Source organism: Frondihabitans sucicola (assembly GCF_030296615.1).
Taxonomy (GTDB): Bacteria; Actinomycetota; Actinomycetes; order Actinomycetales; family Microbacteriaceae; genus Frondihabitans; species Frondihabitans sucicola.
Genome location: NZ_AP027733.1, coordinates 101714 through 119766, shown reverse-complemented (window position 1 = coordinate 119766; position 18053 = coordinate 101714). Strand labels below are relative to the sequence as shown.

Sequence of the window (18053 nt, the reverse complement as noted above, 5' to 3'; positions counted from 1 at the left end):
GGCGCCGCGGCGCCTCGTTGGTCGAGCGACCTCTTCCCCGGTAGCACAACTGGTAGTTGCGCCGCGCTCTGGACGCGGAGGTTGTTGGTTCGAGTCCAGCCCGGGGAGCCAAGCATCACTCGATGCCCGTGATGCCCCTTGGTGTAATCGGAAGCACGCCGATCCTTGGAATCGGATGGTCCTGGATCGAGTCCAGGAGGGGTAGCCACGCCCGTGTAGCTCAACGGCAGAGCGGACCACTCGTAATGGTCAGGCAGTGGGGTCGGCACCCACCTCGGGCTCCAATAAATCACAACCTGCTACCCTAGAATTCCGTTCCAGGAAAGCAGGAGAGTCAATGGTCTCGATCCCCATCAAGCGCAGCAGCGAAGCGGCCGCCATCCCGACCTACGCCACGGAGGGCGACGCTGGCGCAGACCTCCGGTCGGTCGAGGAGATCGCCCTCAGGCCGCTCCAGCGCGCCCTGGTCAAGACGAACGTGCATGTCGCCATCCCCCTCGGCTACGTGGGCCTCGTGCATCCGCGGAGCGGTCTCGCGCTGAAGAAGGGCATCACGGTTCTCAACGCGCCGGGGACGATCGATGCGGGCTATCGCGGCGATGTCGGCGTGATCCTCGTCAACCTCAGTGACCAGGAGGTGACCTTGGCTGCCGGAGAGCGGATCGCCCAGCTCGTGCTTCAGGAGTTCGCCACGGCGGACTTCGTCGAAGTCGACGAGCTGGACGAGTCGACCCGCGGTGTCGGCGGCTTCGGTTCGACCGGCACGCACTAGCATCACCGGGCTTCGGCCCCTCTCCTGGATGGCGCAGTTGGTAGCGCATCCCGCTCATAACGGGAAGGTCATGAGTTCGAGTCTCATTCCAGGTAATCGCAACCTGCTATACTGAAGAAACACAAGCGTTGGGCGCGTGTAGTTGGGGGAGTTGGCCGCAATACTGACTCCCCCTCATGGGAATATGGCGCAATTGGTAGCGCACCTGCCTTGCAGACAGGGGGTTCGGGGTTCAAGTCCCCGTATTTCCACCATCGGTCACCAATCCGGAGAGCACATGACGCCGACGACGAGACGCCATCAGGCGCTTCGTGACGGTCAGAATCGCGCTCTGGATGCCGTCGACCTGGCTTGGCCCAGGCCGATAGCCTTAGCGGCGATGGTCGACCCTGACGAGAATTTCATGCGCCGCTACAACGCCGCCCGAGCCGACCTCGGCAAGGCCACAGCCCTCCTCGGCGACATTCGAACGCAGCTCCAGGGCGCCAGGCGCAGCGGCAATGACTCGATGATCGCGACTCTCGAACTGCGAGTCGCAGATCGCGAAGCTGCCGTTGAAGATGCGCGCCACGAGTGGGGCCTGTCGCACTTCCTGATGATGACGGACGCCGAGCGGCGCACTTCGCTCCGGCGTCGCATCGAAGCCCTCGAAGCGAACCCCGCCCTCCAGGAGGAGGCGGGCGACCTCCAGAGACTCCGAGCCACGGCCGACGCGCTCGACGCCGCAGCCCTCAACCTCGCCGCCCTCCGGAGCCTTCAAGCGTCGCCCGTGCCGGATGGCGCCGACGGCATCTTCGTCGACATGCGCGGCGACGAGCACGAGGTCATCCGGCGTGGGAACCAGCTCCTGGTGCATGATCAACCGATCGACCTGCCGTACTTCTACGCCCCCGGCATTTCCGTCCGCGACGGCCACCTCACTCTCCGCGCGGGCCTCGTCATCGAGCTGCACGTGATCCGCGACGCTGTCGGCGCCTACGACATCGAACGAACCCTGCTGGACATCACCCAGTAGCAAGCACTTCTTCATCCACTGAGGGGGACCAATGAGCCCGCGTCTACGAGATGAAGAATGGAGCGCCACCATGAGCCCCGTGCTCGTGCTGAACCCCGCCGACGAGCCCGTCGGCGTCGTACCGATACCCCGCGCCGTCACCTACCTCCTCAGGAACAAGGCGACCCTGGTGGAAGAGGTCGACGGCGCCACCCTTCACGCTGCCGGATTCGAGACGCCCCTCCCGCGCGTCGTGCGCCTGGTCCGCTACGTCTACCTCCCGCACATGAATGAGCCCCAGGCATGGAGCCGCAAGGCGCTCCTGATCCGCGACCGATACACGTGCGGATACTGCGGAGGGTTCGGCAACACGGTGGATCACATCGTCCCCACGTCCCGCGGGGGCGACCCGAGATCGTTCATCAACACGGTGGCCGCGTGCCGGGCGTGCAATGGACGGAAGGCGGCGCTGACCCCCAAGGAGGCCGGGATGCGCCTCCTCGTGACGCCTCGTGTACCCGTCGGGCGCGAGTCCATGCGCGTTGTCGTCGAGGCGTTCGAGAAGGCACACAAGGGCCTTCTGGTCGCCGCGTAGCCCCAAGCGGCTAGCGGTACTGCGCGAGGACAGGCAAGTGGGTCTCGACGGTCCGCGCGAGGTCGGGGGCGAGCTGACGCGCGTAGGCCCAACGGCCATGAGTCAGCTCGTTCCCGTCCACCAGGAGCCCGACGCGTGCGCGCCGCTCGGGGATGCCGAGCTTCCTCTGCTGCTCGTAGAGCGGGTTCATCGGGACGCCGCGGCGGCCAAGGTAGGCGTGGACCTCGTCATGCTCCCACTGCCAGATGGGCGCAAGGGTCGTGCGGTCGACCACGCCTTTCGTTCGATGCTGGACGACTCCCTGACGGCTGGCCAGGAGTGCGTAGCGCTCCTTCGACTCCGCCGCCCTGAGGCCGTAGATGCTGAACGGCCCCAACAGCTCGATCGCCCGCGTCAATGGACGCGTGATGAGGGCATGGTGCAGGTCGGTGGGCACCTTGAGCGCGCCGTGTTCCCAGTAGCCAGATTCTCGAAGAATGGTCAGGGCGTCAGGCATCGCCTTGTAGACCGAAAGTTCCAGGCCGAAGCTGTCGACCAGGTCGTTGACGTACTTCGTCGTCTGGGGAAATTCCAGGCCGGAGTCGAAGAATGCGACCTTGACCCAGGGGTTGACGCGTCGGGCGAGGTCCAAGGCGGCCGTGGAGTCCTTGCCGCCGGAGAACGCTACCCAGGTAGACGGGTTGTCGGTGAAGAACGCCTCCAGCATGTCGAGCGCGGCCTTCTCTCGTTGCGCTATTCGGGGAGCGAAGCGGTTGGCTTTCGAGCCGAGGGGGCCTTGATCTTCGGCGTCTCAGACATCGGCCATCGCCATCTCGACGAGCCGGTTCGGATTCCACGACGGCGGTCGGATCGCATAGAAGCCGAGACGATAGTCGACACCGAGGTCGTCAGCGACATCGACGGGGCATGGCCTGATCAGCTCGTCGCCGGTGCCCAGATGTAGAACACGCCACGGATCGCCGTCCATCGGCTCGACGCTCCAATGCCGGACGGCACCCTCGCCTGTTGTCCGACGGCGGCCGATCGCTCGCACGCTGCGAAGCATGGCCCCGATGCGGTCTGCGTCGCCGACGACGTACCAGGTGAGGGTGGAGGCGAGAAGCACATGGCTCGGCATCATGACGTCGCGATACGACCCTTTCCGAGAGTGAATCTCCGGAATGGGCCGGAGAGCGAAGTCCTTGCGTGGCGCGAGTCGACGACCTGGAAAAAGGTGCGGCTCTCTGGGGCCTCATCGGGGTCGACGTCGGGGATGGCGCACGATGCGGCCCAGTACCAGTCGTCCGTGCCGATGCAGCGTGCCAGGGGGAGCGGGTAGTCCTCGGGGTCTTCGGCGTCTGCGTCGCTGAACTGCTCCGCGCCGCCCATTTCGGCGATCTCTGCCTTGCGGATGCGACGCGCCTGGGTGATGAGAATGCCCGACAGCTCTAGCCCATACGGTCGATCCATCGACACTCCGGATCGAAGGTGTGCCGTCACTCGGAGAAGCCGGTGGCCGGGTGGCATCTCCAGGGTCACTCGCCTGCCCCGTCGCTTTTGGCGCGTGCGGCAACGCCCGTGAGGACGTCATGCAGGGCTTGCTCGAACTCCGCGGCCGTGAAGGTGGGCGGCTCCTCGCCCGGTTCCAGCTCCCAGTCGTAGCGCGGCCGCTGGTCGGAGTGAGCCTCGCACCAGTAGTCGCCGCCGAAAGAGGACCAGTTCGTTGGCTCTTGGCAGACGACGCAGAGGTTGAGGATCGGCAGGACGCCCGAGGCCCACATGGAGCAGTGCTTGCAGACCCCGGACCCGTTCCTCCACGTACGGGGCTCGAAGTCGTGCTGAGGGCAGGCCGCGAAGCGCAGATAGGCGTCGAACGCCTCCTCTCGGCCTCATGGACCGTGGCGCCCTTCCGATGCAGGAACGTGCTGGCGCCACCGGCGCTGACCGCAACCTCGACGAATGCATCGCGGGCGACGTTCGCGTTCTCGGCGCCCTGGATGTCGGTCTCATCTGGCCAGGCGCATCGGGTGGTGGCCCGAGTGTTTCGGATCGGGTGATCGATCAGAGCCACGTCATCACCTCGCGTGCATCCTCGATGTTCGCGTAGATGTGCTCTCTCCAGTCCTCTTCGACCAGGTCGGTTTCGTCGCCCCATGTGTCGAGCACGGACAGCTCGTACTTGGTCTTGACGAGGCCATGGCCACGGGCGACCTGGCCGCCGATCTGCGGGCCCCGCTTGCCTCGCCCCTGCGACCAGGCGCGGACGACGTGGCGGAAGAAGGAGGCCTCGACGGGGGTGGCATCCTCCAAGACGAGGGAGTGCCACATGTGGGCTCCGGCGACGAGTGTCTCCTGGGCGTAGTACATCTGCCCTGAGCCCTGCGGGAGGATGTGGCGCTCGTCGCTCGGCGCCACCCACTCGGCAGCGGAACCGTTCATGACGTCTGCGACGCGCGAATACGGCTCACGCTGGATGAGCGTGAAGATCGACGGCAGTTCGAAGCCCTCTGGAACGTCGCCGAGGTGGGCCGTCTCCTGGGCGATCGGGATGGCCTTGTCGACCATGACCTTCCCGGACATGATCTTGCCGCCACCCGCGGCGCCGAAGATGGCCAGGAAAGGGTTGTGGTCACGCAGCGTGGCGACTCGCTCGACATTCAGGACTTCGCCCGTGGTGCGAGTCTCCGTGAGCGAGCCACCCGTGCGGAGGGCGTGCACCTGCGAGAACGGCAGGCGGTGGGAGTCGAGCCCCGTGGTGAGCGCCTGCTGCATGAGCCGAGCCCCGACGCGGCGAAGGCTGCCGCGGATGACGCTGCCGGACACGATCGGCATGCCCGCGAGGTGCTGGCCGTCTGCGCCGACGATGGTCTCGCGGCGGAAGCCGTGGGTGGTGCCGGAGTCCTTACCGCCATGGGCGATCGACGACATGGCGGTCAGGGTTCCGCTGTAGACGAGCGTCTGCATCACGCCGCCTTCAGCTTGGAGACCTTGGCGGCCTTGCGGTACTGGTTCCACATGCGGGTCCGATCGACGATGTCGCGCGGGTAGGAACGCAGGGGGTTGAGGACCTCGAAGTCGCTAACTGGGTAGCTGAGGATCGACGGTCGACACAGCAGGTTCTTCTCGTGAAGGAGTTCCCCGGCGCTCAAGGGCACTAGGGCCATCTCGTCCGTGAGACGCTGCCAGAACTCAGTGACGGAGTTCGTGTTGCAGGCGCCCTCGATGCGCTCCACGAGCCCTTCCCAGTATCGATCGATGCGGGTGCTCCACACGTCCGTGTTGAAGCTGAGGTGGGCGATCATGATGAGGCGCTCGGCGATGTTCTCGCCAGGGTTCTCCAGCGGCTCGTAAGGGGAGTCCTGGAAGAGAGCGTCGGTGGCGGGGAGTTGCCATCCCCACTCGTTGGTCACTCGGAGTCCTTGTCGCGGCGGGCGAGGCGCACGAGTGTCGGCCAGGCTGCGACGTCGGGGCGCCAGCGGCCGAGGCTGTTCCACAGTTCTCGGACCCGCGCATGGTCTCGAACGGACACCTTGCTGAGCACGCCGAACGGGGGAGCGTCATAGGAGAGGAGGCCCTCGGTGAATCCGTAGCTCGTCAGCTCTACGACGCTCGCAAGGGCTCGACGGTGGGCGGCGGTCCAGGGGAGGCTGCCGGAGTCGGTGGCGACCGCGCCCCACCTCGCGTCGGCCATGACGGCTTTGCGCCCCTCGATGGGCAGGGTCACGGCCAAGTCGGCGGGAATGCGCTCGCTCAGGAGCGTTCGCAGCTCGGCGAAGCTGGGACGCGAAAGCGTCCCGTCGCGAGTGATGGTGATGGGCATGCGGCGTAGGTCCTTGTCTCGAAGGGTCCATCCACACGGCAGGCATAGCCAGCGTTTGCCGCCTTCAGCGTCCACCGCGATCGCTTCCCAGGAGCCGTAGTAGGCCGACAGGATCGTCCGGGCGAGGGCTGTTTCGGTGGCTTCACCGCAGTTGCCGCACGTGTGTCCGTCCTCCCAAGCCACGGTCTTGCCCAGGGGCATGTTGCCGCTAGCTTGGTAGACTGCTATACTAACACTACGACCATCACTCACGCTTCGAGCTTAGATTGGAGGGGCATGAGCGATCAGCCTTCAGGCACCACGGCATCGCCCAATTTCAATGTCCTTTCGAGGGTCCTCGTGAAGTACTTCCCGAGCCCGAAGAACGGTGGAAACGACCGCACGGATGAACTCCGCGATCGCTTCCAGAAGTCGGGCGGGACGGGGCTTGAGTTCGAAGGATTCATGGATCAGCTCCGCGCTGCCGCGCTCGACCCGGACCTGGCGTCCGCCGTCCTTCGCGACACGTTCGGCTCGATCTTGAGTCCCGAAGACGCCACGGAGCGCCTGGTCGACACCTACGACTTCCTCACGGATGGCGGCAAGTACTCCCGGAACACCGGGAAGCCGCCCTGCGTGATGCAGAACGAATCATCGATGAAGCGGCCGCAGCCCGGCCCGACACCGAAGAACTCGTTGAGTACTACGCCCGCCGCCGCATCCAACTTCCCGGCATCTTCGCCCGCTTAAGTGCCCCCATTTGGGTGTACCTGGCGGCGAGTATCGCTGCCATGTTGGTATCGGCGGTCCTCGCCTACTTCATCCCGACTTCATGGGGTGTCGTGCACGAGATCATCGTCGTCCCGCTTCACGCCATCACCGCCGTCTCGCTCATCGTCGCCCTCATCTCGGGTATCACGATGAACAGCCTGCGGACAGAGCGTCTGCGGGTCGGCAAAACCCAGAAGGAAAGCCGACTGGGACGCTTCTTCAAGTTCAACTGAGAGAGGACGAGAAGAAGCAGGAGTCCATCCGGACTCCTTTCGCACCACCAAGGGGAGAACAACACCATGAACAAGATCACACGCTTCGCTTCGCTCGCGGCAACCACGGGCGCCCTCGTCATCGGCGGCATCATGCTCGCGGGTCCGGCGTCCGCCGTCACGTGCCCGGGCGGCTCAACGCCCATCACGGACGACAGCGGCTACACGAGCTGCTCCAGCGCTGGAGGCGGCGGCGCCGCGTCCAGCGGCGGCACCGGTACCGCTCCCGCGCCCTCCACTGGCCACGTGCCCGCTCCCGCACCGGCGCCCGCTCCGGCGCCTGCCAAGCCTGCGCCTGCCAAGCCCGCACCCGCACCCGCACCTGCACCGAAGCCCGCACCGGCACCGGCGGCTCCGTCGGGTGGGTCGTCGAGTGGGTCGTCGAGTGGTGGCGCCAGCAGCTCGTCTGGCAGCTCGTCGTCCGGCGGTAGCTCCTCGTACTCGGGCGGGTCCTCGTCGGCCTCGTCCTCATCGGCGGGCTCGTCGGCGACGGCGCACACGAACGTGCAGACGCAGTCGAGCACGGCGAAGAGCGCGGCAAAGGTTGCCCCGAAGGCCGTCACGCCCGCCGCGAAGAAGGCTGCTGCCGCGAAGGCTGCCGCCGCGAAGAAGGCTGCTGCCGCCGCCAAGGCGAAGGCGATGGCCAAGAAGGTCGCCGCTCAGGACAAGGCGTTCAACGCGCCCAGCGTCAAGGACTCGAAGGCCGCCGCCTCGAAGGCCAAGGCCGTCAAGCTGACCGCAGCGAAGTCCACGTCGAGCCCTGCCCCGCTGTGGCCCATCACTGCCGGTGTTGGCGTCCTGCTGGCCGGTCTCTCGATCGCTCGTCGCCTCGGTCTCGGCGCTCGCGCTGTCGCTCTCGTCAAGAACCGCTAACCGAAGGATCGTCGCATGACCCTCGCCCCTGAACCGTCGTTCCTCGAATCCGAGATCACTGACGAACCCCCGATCATGAAGCAGATGCTGCTTCGTCTTCGAGGCGTCGATGAGGCGGTGCAGGAGGCGCGGGTTGCCGTGTCGGAGCACTTCGCGGCCACGGAGACCGAACTCGCACTCCTCAGGTCCGGGACGTCTCAGGAGGCCGAGACGGCGCGGACGGAGGCCGAGACGGCCATCCGCGCTGCGCGCGAGCAAGCCGACCGAGACATCGAGGCGGCCGAGAGCGCCGCTGTCCGTCAGGTCGATGCAGCTCGGGAGACCGCGCGTCGGGAGATCGAGGCCGCGGAGGGCGAAGCCGACGCGCGCATCGAAGAGGTCGAGACGGCCGCTCGCGGCCGCGTCGAGCAGGTCGAGGCGGAAGCTCGCGACGAGGTCGCGCGCGTCACGATCGAGGCGAGCGGTCGGGTCGACCAGATTCGGACGGACGCTGAGCAGCGCGTGGCGGATGCCGTGGCGGCCGTCGAGGCAGCCAACCAGGCCGCCGTGGCCGAAGTCGCTCGCGTTGAGAGCGAACTGAACGATCGACACGCGTCCGCGCTGGCCAGCGAGCGGGAGGAGCACCGCGTCACGCTCGCCCGCTCGACCGCCGAGGCCGATGCTGCTGGTCGCCGGAGCGGTCGCAACCTCGCGCTCAACACGTTGGACGTGCTGAGCGTGACGGCGGGCGACCTGGCTGTCCGCGAGGTCAGCGTGCTCATGGCAGACGCCCTCTCGCACGACAGGCTGACGCCCGGCTTCCCGGCGCTGGAGCTTGACGTCCCGGCGACGGTCTAGCCAGGCCCACAGGCCCGTCCTCTCGGTCGTTTTCTTCATAGTTCTACAGTACATGGGACCACTGACATTCGTCAGTGGTCCCATGTGTTGTAACAGAAGGCGCCGCCTACATGCGGCTGAGGACCCACGGCTGGGTCTCGATCAGCGACCGCGAACGGATGAGGTTCCCTGTCGCCTTGGGCAGGAGAGCGGCGATGCCGCGGTTGTCGAAGCTCACTGCCCGTGCAAACTCTCCAGCATCCATGCGCGAGAGCGTGACGAGGGCTTCGACGATCGGGACGAGATCAGCGGGCAGGCCCGCGCGAGCGGTCTCGTCCGTGTAGTCGGCGCCCGAGGCGATCAACGCCTCCACCGGGTCGACAGTCTCGTCCACGAGCCCTGCCGGAGCCTGCTCGCTGTCGGGGAGGATGATGTCGCCGGTGAAGCTCATGGGCTCCGGCGGCAGCGGTGCGCCGTCCGGGTCCGCGTCGCACTCGCCCTTGTGGCCAGGGCTGAGGAAGCACGGGTCACCGTGGACATCCTTGCCGCAGTATCGGGGGATGCCGTCGTTGCCGGTGTAGAGGTCACCTGGGGTCTCATCGTCCTCGTCTCCGAAGATCGGATCGACGAGGCGCCCCTCTCGGGCGGCGCGGACCTCCGACACGGTGTCGCGGATGATCGCGGCCTGGTCGTCGGGGTCATCGACGCCGTCGATGCGATCGGTGACGCGTGAGACGACCTCGCGGGACCCCTCGATTCCGAGGTCTTGGACGTCGTGGGAGTCGATGTCGATGTCGACGCCGTCGACCGTGATCTTCGAGAGCGGCAAGTACAGCTCGCGGGCGCCTTGCACGTAGCGACGAGCCATCGCGGGCGACTTCTTCAGCTCTTCGGCGAGGACCTGGGCGAGCGAGCCATAGGCCGTTCCGTCAGGGCGAGTGAGGTAGCGCCAGTCCTGATCCTCGTACATCTGCGCGACGATCTGAAGGAGCAGGGCGAAGCTCCTGGTGAGCTGCGCGAGGCGGTTCTCGGCGCGCTCTTTGGCCTCTTCGATGTCGATGTCAGCGAGGTCGAGCGAGTCGGCCGGTGCGGCCATGTTCTGGCGGATGTCGCGGTCGGTCAGGACGTCGGTCACGTCGTACCCCTTTCGGCTAGGAGGTGAAGCGGAGGGGCCCGGTTGACCGGACCCCTCCTCATGACCAGTAGGTCTAGGACACCTCAGTACTTCGATGCTAGAAAGTTAGCGCGCCCCATCCAAGGCCCGAAGAGGGGCAATCGTGACAGAAAAAGTCCCGTTTTCACTGGCGGGCGAGGTGAAGAGTCCGGTCCGCCACAGCGTGAAGGCGGAGGGCACTCCGCGGGGCGCCTTCTTGGCCACCGGCTCCATCGAGATCGAGTCCAGTGTCGCGGCTCCGGCGTCAGTCTCGCCGTAGAGAACGCCCTCGAACGCCGATGACACTTCGAATCCCTGGGGAAGGTGCGAGGCCGACATCGATCCGACGGTGAGTACGGTGTCGCCGAGGATGACGACGGTCGAGTCGGCAGAGACGATCGGAGCGGCGCCCTTCGCCACAGGTGCCTGGCCCTCTCCGATGACCGTGCCGTCCGCGATGCGATGCAGCGCCACCAGGTTGCCCCAGGACACGACGACGAGACCGTTCGAGACACCCAGCACCAGAGGCGCCGCGGTCGAGTCGGCCTCCGAGGGCCGGACGTCGGACGCCTTCCAGCCGCCAGAGTCGGACCCGAGCCCGACGAGGGTCTTGCCATGGGCCATCAAGACGCCGTCGGATGTGGCGGCGAGGGCCGAGGCTCCGGAGGGGAGTGTCACGACGGTCGTCGAGCCCTCGGCAGCGTTGAGCAGGCGGGGCTGCGATGAGGTGAGGAGGAGTCGCGTGGACGTGGCGGCGATGGACGCGCTTCCGACATTCAGTCGGTGCAACGGCTTCGCGTTCTGCCCCTGGCTCTGCGAATCGAAGATCGAGAGCGCCGCGCCGACGCGGGCGATGATCCAGTCATGGCCGCCTTCCGAGACGATGTAGAGCGCGGAGGGTGTCGCCGAGAGAGGCCCGGACCAGAGGGCGTGGCCGGATGTGTCGAAGTAGGCGATCCTCGCCTTGCCACTCTTGATTGTCGAAGCGACCCAACCGTTGGCCCCCGAGGCGTATCGCGTCACGCCGTCGACGGTGCTGGTGGCTCCCGTGAAGGTTGCGGGGAGCCCGTTGAGGTGCACTGCGGCCGCACTTGGTGCGGGGCTCGCGGTTGTGGTCGAGCAGCCCGCGGCGGAGAACGCGAGAGCGGCGGCGAGTGCGATGGTGGCGGCGGCCTTGGCGGCGGCGTTCACGCGGCACGCCTGACGTCGGCGATGGGCATGAAGCACGCCTCGTAGCTGGTCCCGTCATCTCGGGGGCTGTCCTCGTAGACGAACACGGGATTGGTCTTGGTCCCTTCCGACGGCGCGCGCTTGATGACCAAGCTGTCTGTGCGGAGCGCCGAGAAGAGTGGCTTGACCAGGCTTGTCGCCATGACGAGGCCGAGCCCCGGGTCGCCGATCATGGGGATCGTCGTCTCGGACCGAGCGTCGCTCCGGGAATCGTGGGTGGGGGCCTGGCTGGTGATGACCATCTCCCCGTCATCCGTGGCGATCTTGACGTGCGGAAGACCAGTTGCGTCGACGATCTGGAGCGCTTCGACGAACTCCGAGCTGTCGAGTGTCGTACCCTCGACGATCTTCAGTCCTTGGTCGAGCAGCTTCCTGATCGGGGGATGCTGAACGTCCATCCGGAGCGACACGGCGCTGGTCTTGGAGTCGGCAACGCCGAAGAGGTTCTGTTCCGTCAGAACGAACGTCACGTCGTTGCCTTCGATCGCAAGAATCGCATCCACGAGCGGCGCGGGGAGACTGATGATCTCGGTAGGCGCGATGCCCTGGGCCTGCACGCAGGTGCGGATCATGCGATACCCGTTCGTGGAGGAGAAGATGATGCGCTCGGCCTCGATGACGAACTCAACTCCGAGGAACGCGGCCTTGCCCTTGTCAGAGTTCGCGGCGGCGCCGGATGCTGCGGTGCGGAGGGCCCAGAGGACCTGGTCCTTCTTGGCGGTCGCGATGGGGGTGAATTCCGGCATCTGCTCCCATCCCTGAGGCTCGATCGCGAGGCCGAGCCGGAATTCGCTGCGGCCGACGTTGATGGTCACCTCACGGGAGTCGTCATCAGCACTCAGGGTTGCAAGGGGAGCCGAGCCCGGGGTGAGCACTCGGGAGAGCTGGCCGATGGGGGTGAAGATGGTTCCATCGACGTTCTCGTCGCCCGTCAGCGGCATCTCTGTCTTCCGCCAGAAGGTGCCATCGGAGCCTTCGAGGAACAGCCGGTCACCCTCGGTCGTCAGCTTGACGAGGACGACGTCGCCCCCACGCGCAGTGGACGCCTTAGCGATCCAATCGACTCGGGCCTTCAGGCCGTCGCGGGCAGCAGTGAACTTCATGCAATTCCTCTCCTGTCTTAGTGTAGCAGGTTGCACACAAGAGAAGGCCCCCGCGAGTCTCGCGGGGGCCTTCTGGTGACGCTGTGGCGCTAGAGCGTCTCGCCGTCGACTCGCGACGGGCGGGCGCCGACGCCGAGGATGGCCGGGTCGACCGTGTACTCGCGCGAGGCGTCGTCGTCGGAGGCGTCGATCTGCTCGTTGATGTCCGCCCAGTCCTTGTCGGCGTTGGGGAAGCGATCGGCGAACTGCTGTGCGTTGAGGGTTGCGCTGACGGGTGCCATGAGGGCTCCTTCGGTTAGTTGGTGACGTCTTCGAACTGGACGACGCGGTTCCAGTAGCCGGTGCTTCCATCCTCGCGGACGTAGGGCACGTCGCGAAGGATCGCGACCGGCTGGAGCACGCGTCCACGGGGGAGCATGTGGAGGGCGTCCGGCTTCGTGTCGGACGATCCGAGATACGCGCCGGAGCGCGTCTTGATCTCGAATGCGATCTCTGCCTTGTACTCGGACTCCAGGTTCGACATGGAGTGGTCGCCGACGATGTAGCGGTCGAAGTCCATGGTGCCGTTGTTGTCGATGGTGTCCTGGATGCGGCGCAGGTAGGCCTCGCGCGACGAGCCCGCCTCGAAGGGCGAGAACGCGGGCGCGTAGACGATGTGCTCGCGCTGATTCGTCCGCTCCTGGTCCTGGATAGCCAGGTCGAGCTGGCGAATCTGCCGCTTCACCGGCGCGGGCAGAGAATCGCTCTGAGAGTCGCCCGCGACGGCCGCGAGGTACTCGTTGACCTGCTCCAGCTTCTGGTGGTTCTCGGTGGCGACACGGATCGCTCCGAAGCGGGTCTTGGGGAGGGCGCGGAGCCACTCGCCCTTGTTCTTTGCGAGGTCCTTTTTGCGGCGACTGGTCGGGCGCTTACGCAGCTCGTCGGCGCCAGGCAGCTCGCGCGACATGCGCGGATTCGCAGCATCCTCGATCGTGCGAGGAGTCGTGCGGGCGGCGTCGGCGGAGCGCTGCGGCAGCTCCTCGGCGTAGACCTCGTCGGCGATGCGGCGGTCTTCACGCTGCTGTGCTCGGGCGGCGAACGTGTCGTCGTCGACATAGTCGGCGCGTGTGCCCGCCTGACCGGGAAGCATTGCTGCGCTGGGCTCCATCGGAGGCCGTGATTGGCGGGCCATGAGTCCCCTTTCGATTTGCCCTTACAATAGCAGGTTGCGATCTATATTTGAGTGGCGACGCCCTCAGAAGCTGATGCTGGGCTCCTGGATTTGGTCCAATTTCGTCCCCGCGGGAGCGCCCTTGGGCACATCCACCCGGAAGACGGCCGACCCGCTGTATCGGAACGTGTATCCGCCGTAGACGGCAGTGCTGATGTATCGGAATGTGACGTCGAGCGTGATGCTGGTCGTGTCTGCGGAGACGGTCGATGCGTAGCCGCTGGAGCCGATCTGGGTCTTCGTGACGGCGCCCTTGTGGCCGAGGGCTACCGGGTTCGACGTGACGGGCTTCTTGGTCAAAAGTCCCGAGTCTGTGGTGAAGAACGGCACCAGGCGGGCGGAGCGGGAGGCCGCCGTCTCGGTCGAGTTCCAGGTCAACCACTGCTGTACGGCCTTGACGGCGAACGTACTTTCCTTGGACGTGTCGACGAGCGCGTCGCCGCCATCCTTGCCTTCACCCTCAGAGGCGCCGCCGACCGACTTGAGGTATTCCTCCTGCGACTGCGTCGGAGCGGGCTTGGGGGAGGTCACGATGGCGGGCCCGTCGGTCTGCGTGGGCGACGCCGTCTTGTGGGAGCCGGGGCTCACGAAGACGAACACGAGACCAACGACGACCGCAGCCATCGCGAGACCCGTTGCGCCGTACTGCACCCATTTGGGCAGGGTCGAGAAGAATGAGGGTTTGGTCGACATCAGAACGCGACTCCTGCTGCTTGGAAGATGGCCTGCGGGTCGACCGGGGTGGAGCCGACGCGCATTTCGAAGTGGAGATGGCAGCCGGTCGAGTGCCCCGTGTTGCCCCGATATCCGATGAGTTGCCCGGCTTTGACCACGTCATTGACCGATACCGCGAACGGGTTGCCAGCGTTGAGGTGGCCGTAGACGACCGTGTACTGGTCTCCGGTGATGAAGATGGCGTTGCCGTAGTCACCCGCGACACCGGCGATCTTCACGTCGCCCGCGGTGGCGGCGTAGACAGGGGTTCCGCAGGGGCCCGCCATGTCGATGCCCTCATGGAATGTGGTGCATCCGGCGCACGGGGCCGCGCGAGGGCCGAAGCCAGCCGCGATCGTGTAGTTGCCCACGCCCAGCGGGTTGACCAAATCGCCGCTGCCCTGACTGCACCCGACAGTGACTGTCGAACCCGGCCCGGTCGAGGGTGTTCCCGCGATGGGGCCGACTGCCGCGGGGACGGGGATCGCCGCCGTGGAGTCGAACAGGTTCTTGACGAGTTCGTTGGCGACGGGCAGGTGATTGGCGTAGGTCTTGCCCGACTTATCGAAGGAAATTTGTACGGCCTGGCCCGCGAGGCCCGGGTCCATCGTCATCCAGTTCGCCACGCTCGCCAGACGCTGGAAGAACTTGCCGGACGCGTAGGCAGGGTCTTGTCGTTGTGCCGCGGTGCCCCAACTGTTCTGCTGCTGGAAGAGGCCGAGCGAGTTCGCGACGGACCCATCGGGGTTGATCGCGTTGTCGCCGTGGTTCAGGTTGATGAGGCTCGACTCCTGGTCGGCCACGATGATGCCGATGATGGCTGCTTGACGCTGGAAGGATTCGCCGGTGAAGGCGGCCTTGGCGACGCCGATGATGGTCGTGGCGTTGGCCGTCTGCTCTGCGGAGAGGCCCGCGGCTCCAGCGGTGTCACTCCCCGCCGTCCCGGGTGCGGCGCACGAGGACGTGCCGCCGGTGGTGTCACTTTGCGTGGCGAGGGCGCCCATGATGCTGAATCCCCCGGCAGCACCGCCGACGACAGCCATGGTGACGATCAGCAAGATGGCGATCGACCCAGCCACGATCGCGGCGACAGCACCCGCGCCGAGTCCGACGATGAGTTTGACGGGTGGCTGTCCTTGGCCCTGGTCCGACATGGCTAGTTCCCCTCGGTAGCGATGAAGACGCGGTCGGCGGAGACCTCCGCCGTCGAGACGGGGCGGCCATCGGCGAGGTGGAGCTTCCAGGCGACCTCGTGGGCGATCCAGACGGTCGGTGTGCCGTTGGGCTGAGAGGGTGCGCAGGCCGAGGTTATGGCGACAGCCGCGTGTTCATTCAGTTCGCCGTCGGCCATGCTCACGACGACGACGTGCGTGCCGGGCTGAATCGCCGCCAGCGACGGGTCCATGTCGTCGGCTCGGAGAGGGCTGGCTGCCTTCATGCGATCCCAGACCTCCTGGATGTACGGCTCGGTCGTCGCCTTCGGCTTGGCCGGAACGTGAGTGATGACCTGCGGAAGCGCTGAGACGGTCTCCATAGCGCGCTGCGAGACGACGGCCGCGCCTTCCCCAACGGCGACGACGCGGACGCGAGACGCCCAGTCGCGTTCTGGCTTGGCGCCTCGAAGTCCCAGGGGGCGCACGAGACGGGAGGCCGATCCGTCATAAGAGTCGAGGGTCGCGAGAGCAATCTCGGCCGACGAGAGGTCTGAGCCGGTGAGAGTTCCTGGTTGGGCACGGATGAACGCCAGCACGTCGGCGCCGGACACCACGTCGACGAGTCGTCCGTCCGGAAGGGCCACTTGGAAGCAGGTGGGCATGATCGCCTCGTGAATGACGAGCACGGGGCGGGCCGGAAGTCCGATGGCTTCTGCCAGGAGCCCTGCCTGCCAAGCGACCGCCTTGATGGCGCGGAGGATGCTCCGTCGCTCACCGCCGGATACCTGGAACACGTCGCCGTCGTCGACGACGATCTGGCCTCGGAACACCTTCGAGTCGAGCAGGAAGACGCCCGCACGAGTGAGGACGACATGGTCAGCGTTGGCGACGTCGGCGCCGGGGAGTGCGGCGTCGTGAAGAATCGCGGTCCGGCGGAAGGCGGGAAGGCCGAGGAGCGAAAGCGCGGTCGCGCGCTCTCCGTAGCCACCCGCAGCCTTGCGCTGGATTTCGGCAGGCGCCTTGGCGATTGCCGACTTCTTGACGATGCTCACAAGCCAGGGGAGTTGGGGTCGCGGTGAAGGAACCTTGGTGGCGAGCTGCCGGGCGCTCAACGGGCCGATGGGCGAGCCGCCCTGGTAGACGGCGAGACCGATTCCGATGATGGCCGCGACCGATGCGACCACGTCGGCGATCAGTGGGTCCACGATCGCGAGCAGGGTCCATCCGGCTGCCGCGAGGCGCGAGAGGGGCTCTTTGCCGGTCACGGTGCTGAGAATCAGGAGAGCGCCCCCACCCCAGAGGGGCGAGAGGTCTGCGGGAGCGGTTCCGATCGTGGTGGCGAGGATGGCGATCGGCCACCACGGCAGCTTGCGCGAGGAAATGAGAGATGCGACGAGGATGACGGCGGGTCCGAGCGCCGCGAGCCAGCCGCTGGCGAGAAAGGAGGCGCCGATGACGACTGCGGCCGCCGCGAGCGTGCTGGCCGTGTCGATCGCGTGACTCGTTCGCGTGAGCTTGCCGTCCGGGTCGACATGAGCAAGCAGCTCTTGGTCGCGCCAGTCGTAGACCGACGCTCCGGCGCGAACCATCCGGCTGGTAGCGCGGCGCGGCAGGGATGAGCGCTTCATCGCGAGCCTCCGATCTCGATGCCCGTGAGGGTTGAGGTCTTACCCGTCGAGAACGTGAACGCCTCCGAGATGGAGCCCACGGTGAAGACGCCAGAGTTGGAGCCGCCGTCCTGCACGGAGGAGACGACGTCGTCCAGGCGAATCGAGCCATCGGCCGTGATCGCGTTGGCCAGCTCGGTCCACTGCTGGTCATCGAGAGCCGCGATCGTGTAGGTCGACTCGGTCACGGCGCCGGTGACATTGACGGTGGCCGCCGAGCCGCTCTCGATGAAGGCCTTGGCCGACTTCTCGTCCGCGCAGTGCGCCTGGATGCATTCGAACGCCTGGTAGAAGCTCCACGTGCGATCGGTCACCTTGGCGGGGATATCGGCGGCGCTGTCGGCCACTAGAGACTGCTTGCCCCCGAAGGCGAGCCAGACGGCAAAGCCGAGTCCGATGAGAAGTGCGGGAGCGAGGATGACGATGCTCCAGAAGATCATGGGCGTCCGGTTGCGCCGGGCGAAGGTCGAGACCTCTTCGACGAGCATGGGCTACCTCGTGATCCGGTAAGCCCGAACCAGGCGCACGAGGCGACGGCCGTTTTCGTTGAGCCGCAGAACGACGAAGATGACCGCGATGAGGATTGCGAGGTCTAGGGCGAACCGGTTCAGCCCTCCGAGGTACGCGAACGCGCCGACCAAGATGCTGATCATGAAGGTCCAGAAGACCGTCCGCCACGGCGGCGTGCGCGTGCCCCACACGTGCGTGCTGATGGAGGCGAATAGCGCCAGGCCGACGCATGCCATGAGGGCACCGCTCTCGTTCGAGGTGCCCGAGACGGCGGCGATCCAGATGGGCGAGAAGCCAAGCCAGAGGAGCGCGATGGCGGCCGTGCGAACACCCTGAGGGAAGATGCGGCGTCCGATGAAGTCGGAGACGCGTCGCGAACGTGCGGCGAAGTGCTTGAGCGCAGGTCGATCGAGGAATGTCACTGGCTCAGTATAGCATGTT

General features: G+C 66.3%; 24 protein-coding genes and 5 tRNA genes. 12 read left to right on the top strand and 17 right to left on the bottom strand.

Features of this window, described 5'->3' with window-relative positions:
* Positions 1–34 precede the first annotated feature (34 nt).
* The 8 genes from QUE79_RS22605 (at position 35) to QUE79_RS22570 (ending at position 2361) form a co-directional block, all read left to right on the top strand.
* Positions 35–111: transfer RNA gene (locus tag QUE79_RS22605), tRNA-Gln, on the top strand.
* Positions 112–132: 21 nt separating this feature from the next.
* A tRNA-Gln gene (locus tag QUE79_RS22600) sits at positions 133–208 on the top strand.
* A 1-nt stretch (position 209) separates the two neighbouring features.
* A tRNA-Thr gene (locus QUE79_RS22595) sits at positions 210–284 on the top strand.
* 53 nt (positions 285–337) lie between these two features.
* A complete protein-coding gene (dut, locus tag QUE79_RS22590; protein WP_286347313.1) occupies positions 338–772 on the top strand; it encodes a dUTP diphosphatase in 435 nt (144 codons plus the stop codon).
* 22 nt (positions 773–794) lie between these two features.
* Positions 795–867: transfer RNA gene (locus QUE79_RS22585), tRNA-Met, on the top strand.
* A gap of 83 nt (positions 868–950) precedes the next feature.
* Positions 951–1026 (top strand) — tRNA-Ala (locus tag QUE79_RS22580).
* A gap of 125 nt (positions 1027–1151) precedes the next feature.
* Positions 1152–1787, top strand: coding sequence for a hypothetical protein (locus QUE79_RS22575; protein WP_286347312.1), 636 nt, complete (start codon positions 1152–1154; stop codon positions 1785–1787).
* Between the two features lie 70 nt (positions 1788–1857).
* Positions 1858–2361: an HNH endonuclease gene (locus QUE79_RS22570; protein WP_286347311.1), complete on the top strand. Its 504-nt coding sequence runs from the start codon at positions 1858–1860 to the stop codon at positions 2359–2361.
* Between the two features lie 10 nt (positions 2362–2371).
* Here the strand turns inward: QUE79_RS22570 and QUE79_RS22565 are convergent, their stop codons facing one another.
* The 7 genes from QUE79_RS22565 to QUE79_RS22535 all read right to left on the bottom strand — a co-directional run bounded on the left by QUE79_RS22565 (position 2372) and on the right by QUE79_RS22535 (position 6160).
* Positions 2372–3067 carry a phosphoadenosine phosphosulfate reductase family protein gene (locus QUE79_RS22565; RefSeq protein ID WP_286347310.1) on the bottom strand — a complete coding sequence of 232 codons (696 nt, stop codon included), beginning with the start codon at positions 3065–3067 and terminating at the stop codon, positions 2372–2374.
* Positions 3068–3151: 84 nt separating this feature from the next.
* Positions 3152–3481, bottom strand: a complete 330-nt coding sequence (locus tag QUE79_RS22560) for a hypothetical protein (RefSeq protein ID WP_286347309.1) — start codon at positions 3479–3481, stop codon at positions 3152–3154.
* Positions 3478–3810 carry a hypothetical protein gene (locus QUE79_RS22555; RefSeq protein WP_286347308.1) on the bottom strand — a complete coding sequence of 111 codons (333 nt, stop codon included), beginning with the start codon at positions 3808–3810 and terminating at the stop codon, positions 3478–3480. Before QUE79_RS22555 ends, QUE79_RS22560 begins: the two co-directional genes overlap by 4 nt.
* A gap of 65 nt (positions 3811–3875) precedes the next feature.
* On the bottom strand, positions 3876–4121 hold the full coding sequence (locus QUE79_RS22550; RefSeq protein ID WP_286347307.1) for a hypothetical protein: 246 nt from the start codon (positions 4119–4121) through the stop codon (positions 3876–3878).
* Positions 4122–4401: 280 nt separating this feature from the next.
* A complete protein-coding gene (locus QUE79_RS22545) occupies positions 4402–5304 on the bottom strand; it encodes a hypothetical protein (protein ID WP_286347306.1) in 903 nt (300 codons plus the stop codon).
* Positions 5304–5750 (bottom strand): hypothetical protein, encoded by a 447-nt coding sequence (locus QUE79_RS22540; protein WP_286347305.1) that lies wholly within the window; start codon positions 5748–5750, stop codon positions 5304–5306. Before QUE79_RS22540 ends, QUE79_RS22545 begins: the two co-directional genes overlap by 1 nt.
* Positions 5747–6160, bottom strand: coding sequence for a hypothetical protein (locus QUE79_RS22535; RefSeq protein ID WP_286347304.1), 414 nt, complete (start codon positions 6158–6160; stop codon positions 5747–5749). Before QUE79_RS22535 ends, QUE79_RS22540 begins: the two co-directional genes overlap by 4 nt.
* A 276-nt stretch (positions 6161–6436) precedes the next feature.
* On the opposite strand from QUE79_RS22535, the gene QUE79_RS22530 reads away from it, so the two are divergent.
* The 4 genes from QUE79_RS22530 to QUE79_RS22515 all read left to right on the top strand — a co-directional run bounded on the left by QUE79_RS22530 (position 6437) and on the right by QUE79_RS22515 (position 8892).
* On the top strand, positions 6437–6889 hold the full coding sequence (locus QUE79_RS22530) for a hypothetical protein (protein WP_286347303.1): 453 nt from the start codon (positions 6437–6439) through the stop codon (positions 6887–6889).
* Positions 6890–6930: 41 nt separating this feature from the next.
* The gene (locus QUE79_RS22525) at positions 6931–7143 is read left to right on the top strand and encodes a hypothetical protein (RefSeq protein WP_286347302.1); all 213 of its coding nucleotides are present in this window, start codon (positions 6931–6933) and stop codon (positions 7141–7143) included.
* A 66-nt stretch (positions 7144–7209) separates the two neighbouring features.
* Positions 7210–8055 (top strand): hypothetical protein, encoded by an 846-nt coding sequence (locus QUE79_RS22520; protein ID WP_286347301.1) that lies wholly within the window; start codon positions 7210–7212, stop codon positions 8053–8055.
* A gap of 15 nt (positions 8056–8070) precedes the next feature.
* Complete coding sequence (locus QUE79_RS22515; protein WP_286347300.1) at positions 8071–8892, top strand: hypothetical protein; 822 nt, start codon at positions 8071–8073, stop codon at positions 8890–8892.
* A 106-nt stretch (positions 8893–8998) separates the two neighbouring features.
* Here the strand turns inward: QUE79_RS22515 and QUE79_RS22510 are convergent, their stop codons facing one another.
* The 10 genes from QUE79_RS22510 to QUE79_RS22465 all read right to left on the bottom strand — a co-directional run bounded on the left by QUE79_RS22510 (position 8999) and on the right by QUE79_RS22465 (position 18034).
* Positions 8999–10006, bottom strand: a complete 1008-nt coding sequence (locus tag QUE79_RS22510) for a hypothetical protein (protein ID WP_286347299.1) — start codon at positions 10004–10006, stop codon at positions 8999–9001.
* A gap of 105 nt (positions 10007–10111) precedes the next feature.
* The gene (locus QUE79_RS22505; protein ID WP_286347298.1) at positions 10112–11215 is read right to left on the bottom strand and encodes a hypothetical protein; all 1104 of its coding nucleotides are present in this window, start codon (positions 11213–11215) and stop codon (positions 10112–10114) included.
* Complete coding sequence (locus QUE79_RS22500; RefSeq protein ID WP_286347297.1) at positions 11212–12357, bottom strand: hypothetical protein; 1146 nt, start codon at positions 12355–12357, stop codon at positions 11212–11214. The genes QUE79_RS22505 and QUE79_RS22500 overlap by 4 nt, the downstream gene beginning before the upstream one ends.
* Before the next feature lie 89 nt (positions 12358–12446).
* On the bottom strand, positions 12447–12638 hold the full coding sequence (locus tag QUE79_RS22495; RefSeq protein WP_286347296.1) for a hypothetical protein: 192 nt from the start codon (positions 12636–12638) through the stop codon (positions 12447–12449).
* 14 nt (positions 12639–12652) lie between these two features.
* Positions 12653–13528 (bottom strand): hypothetical protein, encoded by an 876-nt coding sequence (locus QUE79_RS22490; protein WP_286347295.1) that lies wholly within the window; start codon positions 13526–13528, stop codon positions 12653–12655.
* 63 nt (positions 13529–13591) lie between these two features.
* Positions 13592–14260, bottom strand: coding sequence for a hypothetical protein (locus QUE79_RS22485; RefSeq protein ID WP_286347294.1), 669 nt, complete (start codon positions 14258–14260; stop codon positions 13592–13594).
* Entirely contained in the window at positions 14260–15435 is a 1176-nt protein-coding gene (locus QUE79_RS22480; RefSeq protein WP_286347293.1) for a M23 family metallopeptidase, read from the bottom strand. Before QUE79_RS22480 ends, QUE79_RS22485 begins: the two co-directional genes overlap by 1 nt.
* A gap of 2 nt (positions 15436–15437) precedes the next feature.
* Positions 15438–17063: a nuclease-related domain-containing protein gene (locus QUE79_RS22475; RefSeq protein ID WP_286347292.1), complete on the bottom strand. Its 1626-nt coding sequence runs from the start codon at positions 17061–17063 to the stop codon at positions 15438–15440.
* Entirely contained in the window at positions 17060–17590 is a 531-nt protein-coding gene (locus QUE79_RS22470; RefSeq protein WP_286347291.1) for a hypothetical protein, read from the bottom strand. The genes QUE79_RS22475 and QUE79_RS22470 overlap by 4 nt, the downstream gene beginning before the upstream one ends.
* Positions 17591–17593: 3 nt before the next feature.
* Positions 17594–18034 carry a hypothetical protein gene (locus QUE79_RS22465; protein ID WP_286347290.1) on the bottom strand — a complete coding sequence of 147 codons (441 nt, stop codon included), beginning with the start codon at positions 18032–18034 and terminating at the stop codon, positions 17594–17596.
* Between the last annotated feature and the right edge of the window lie 19 nt (positions 18035–18053).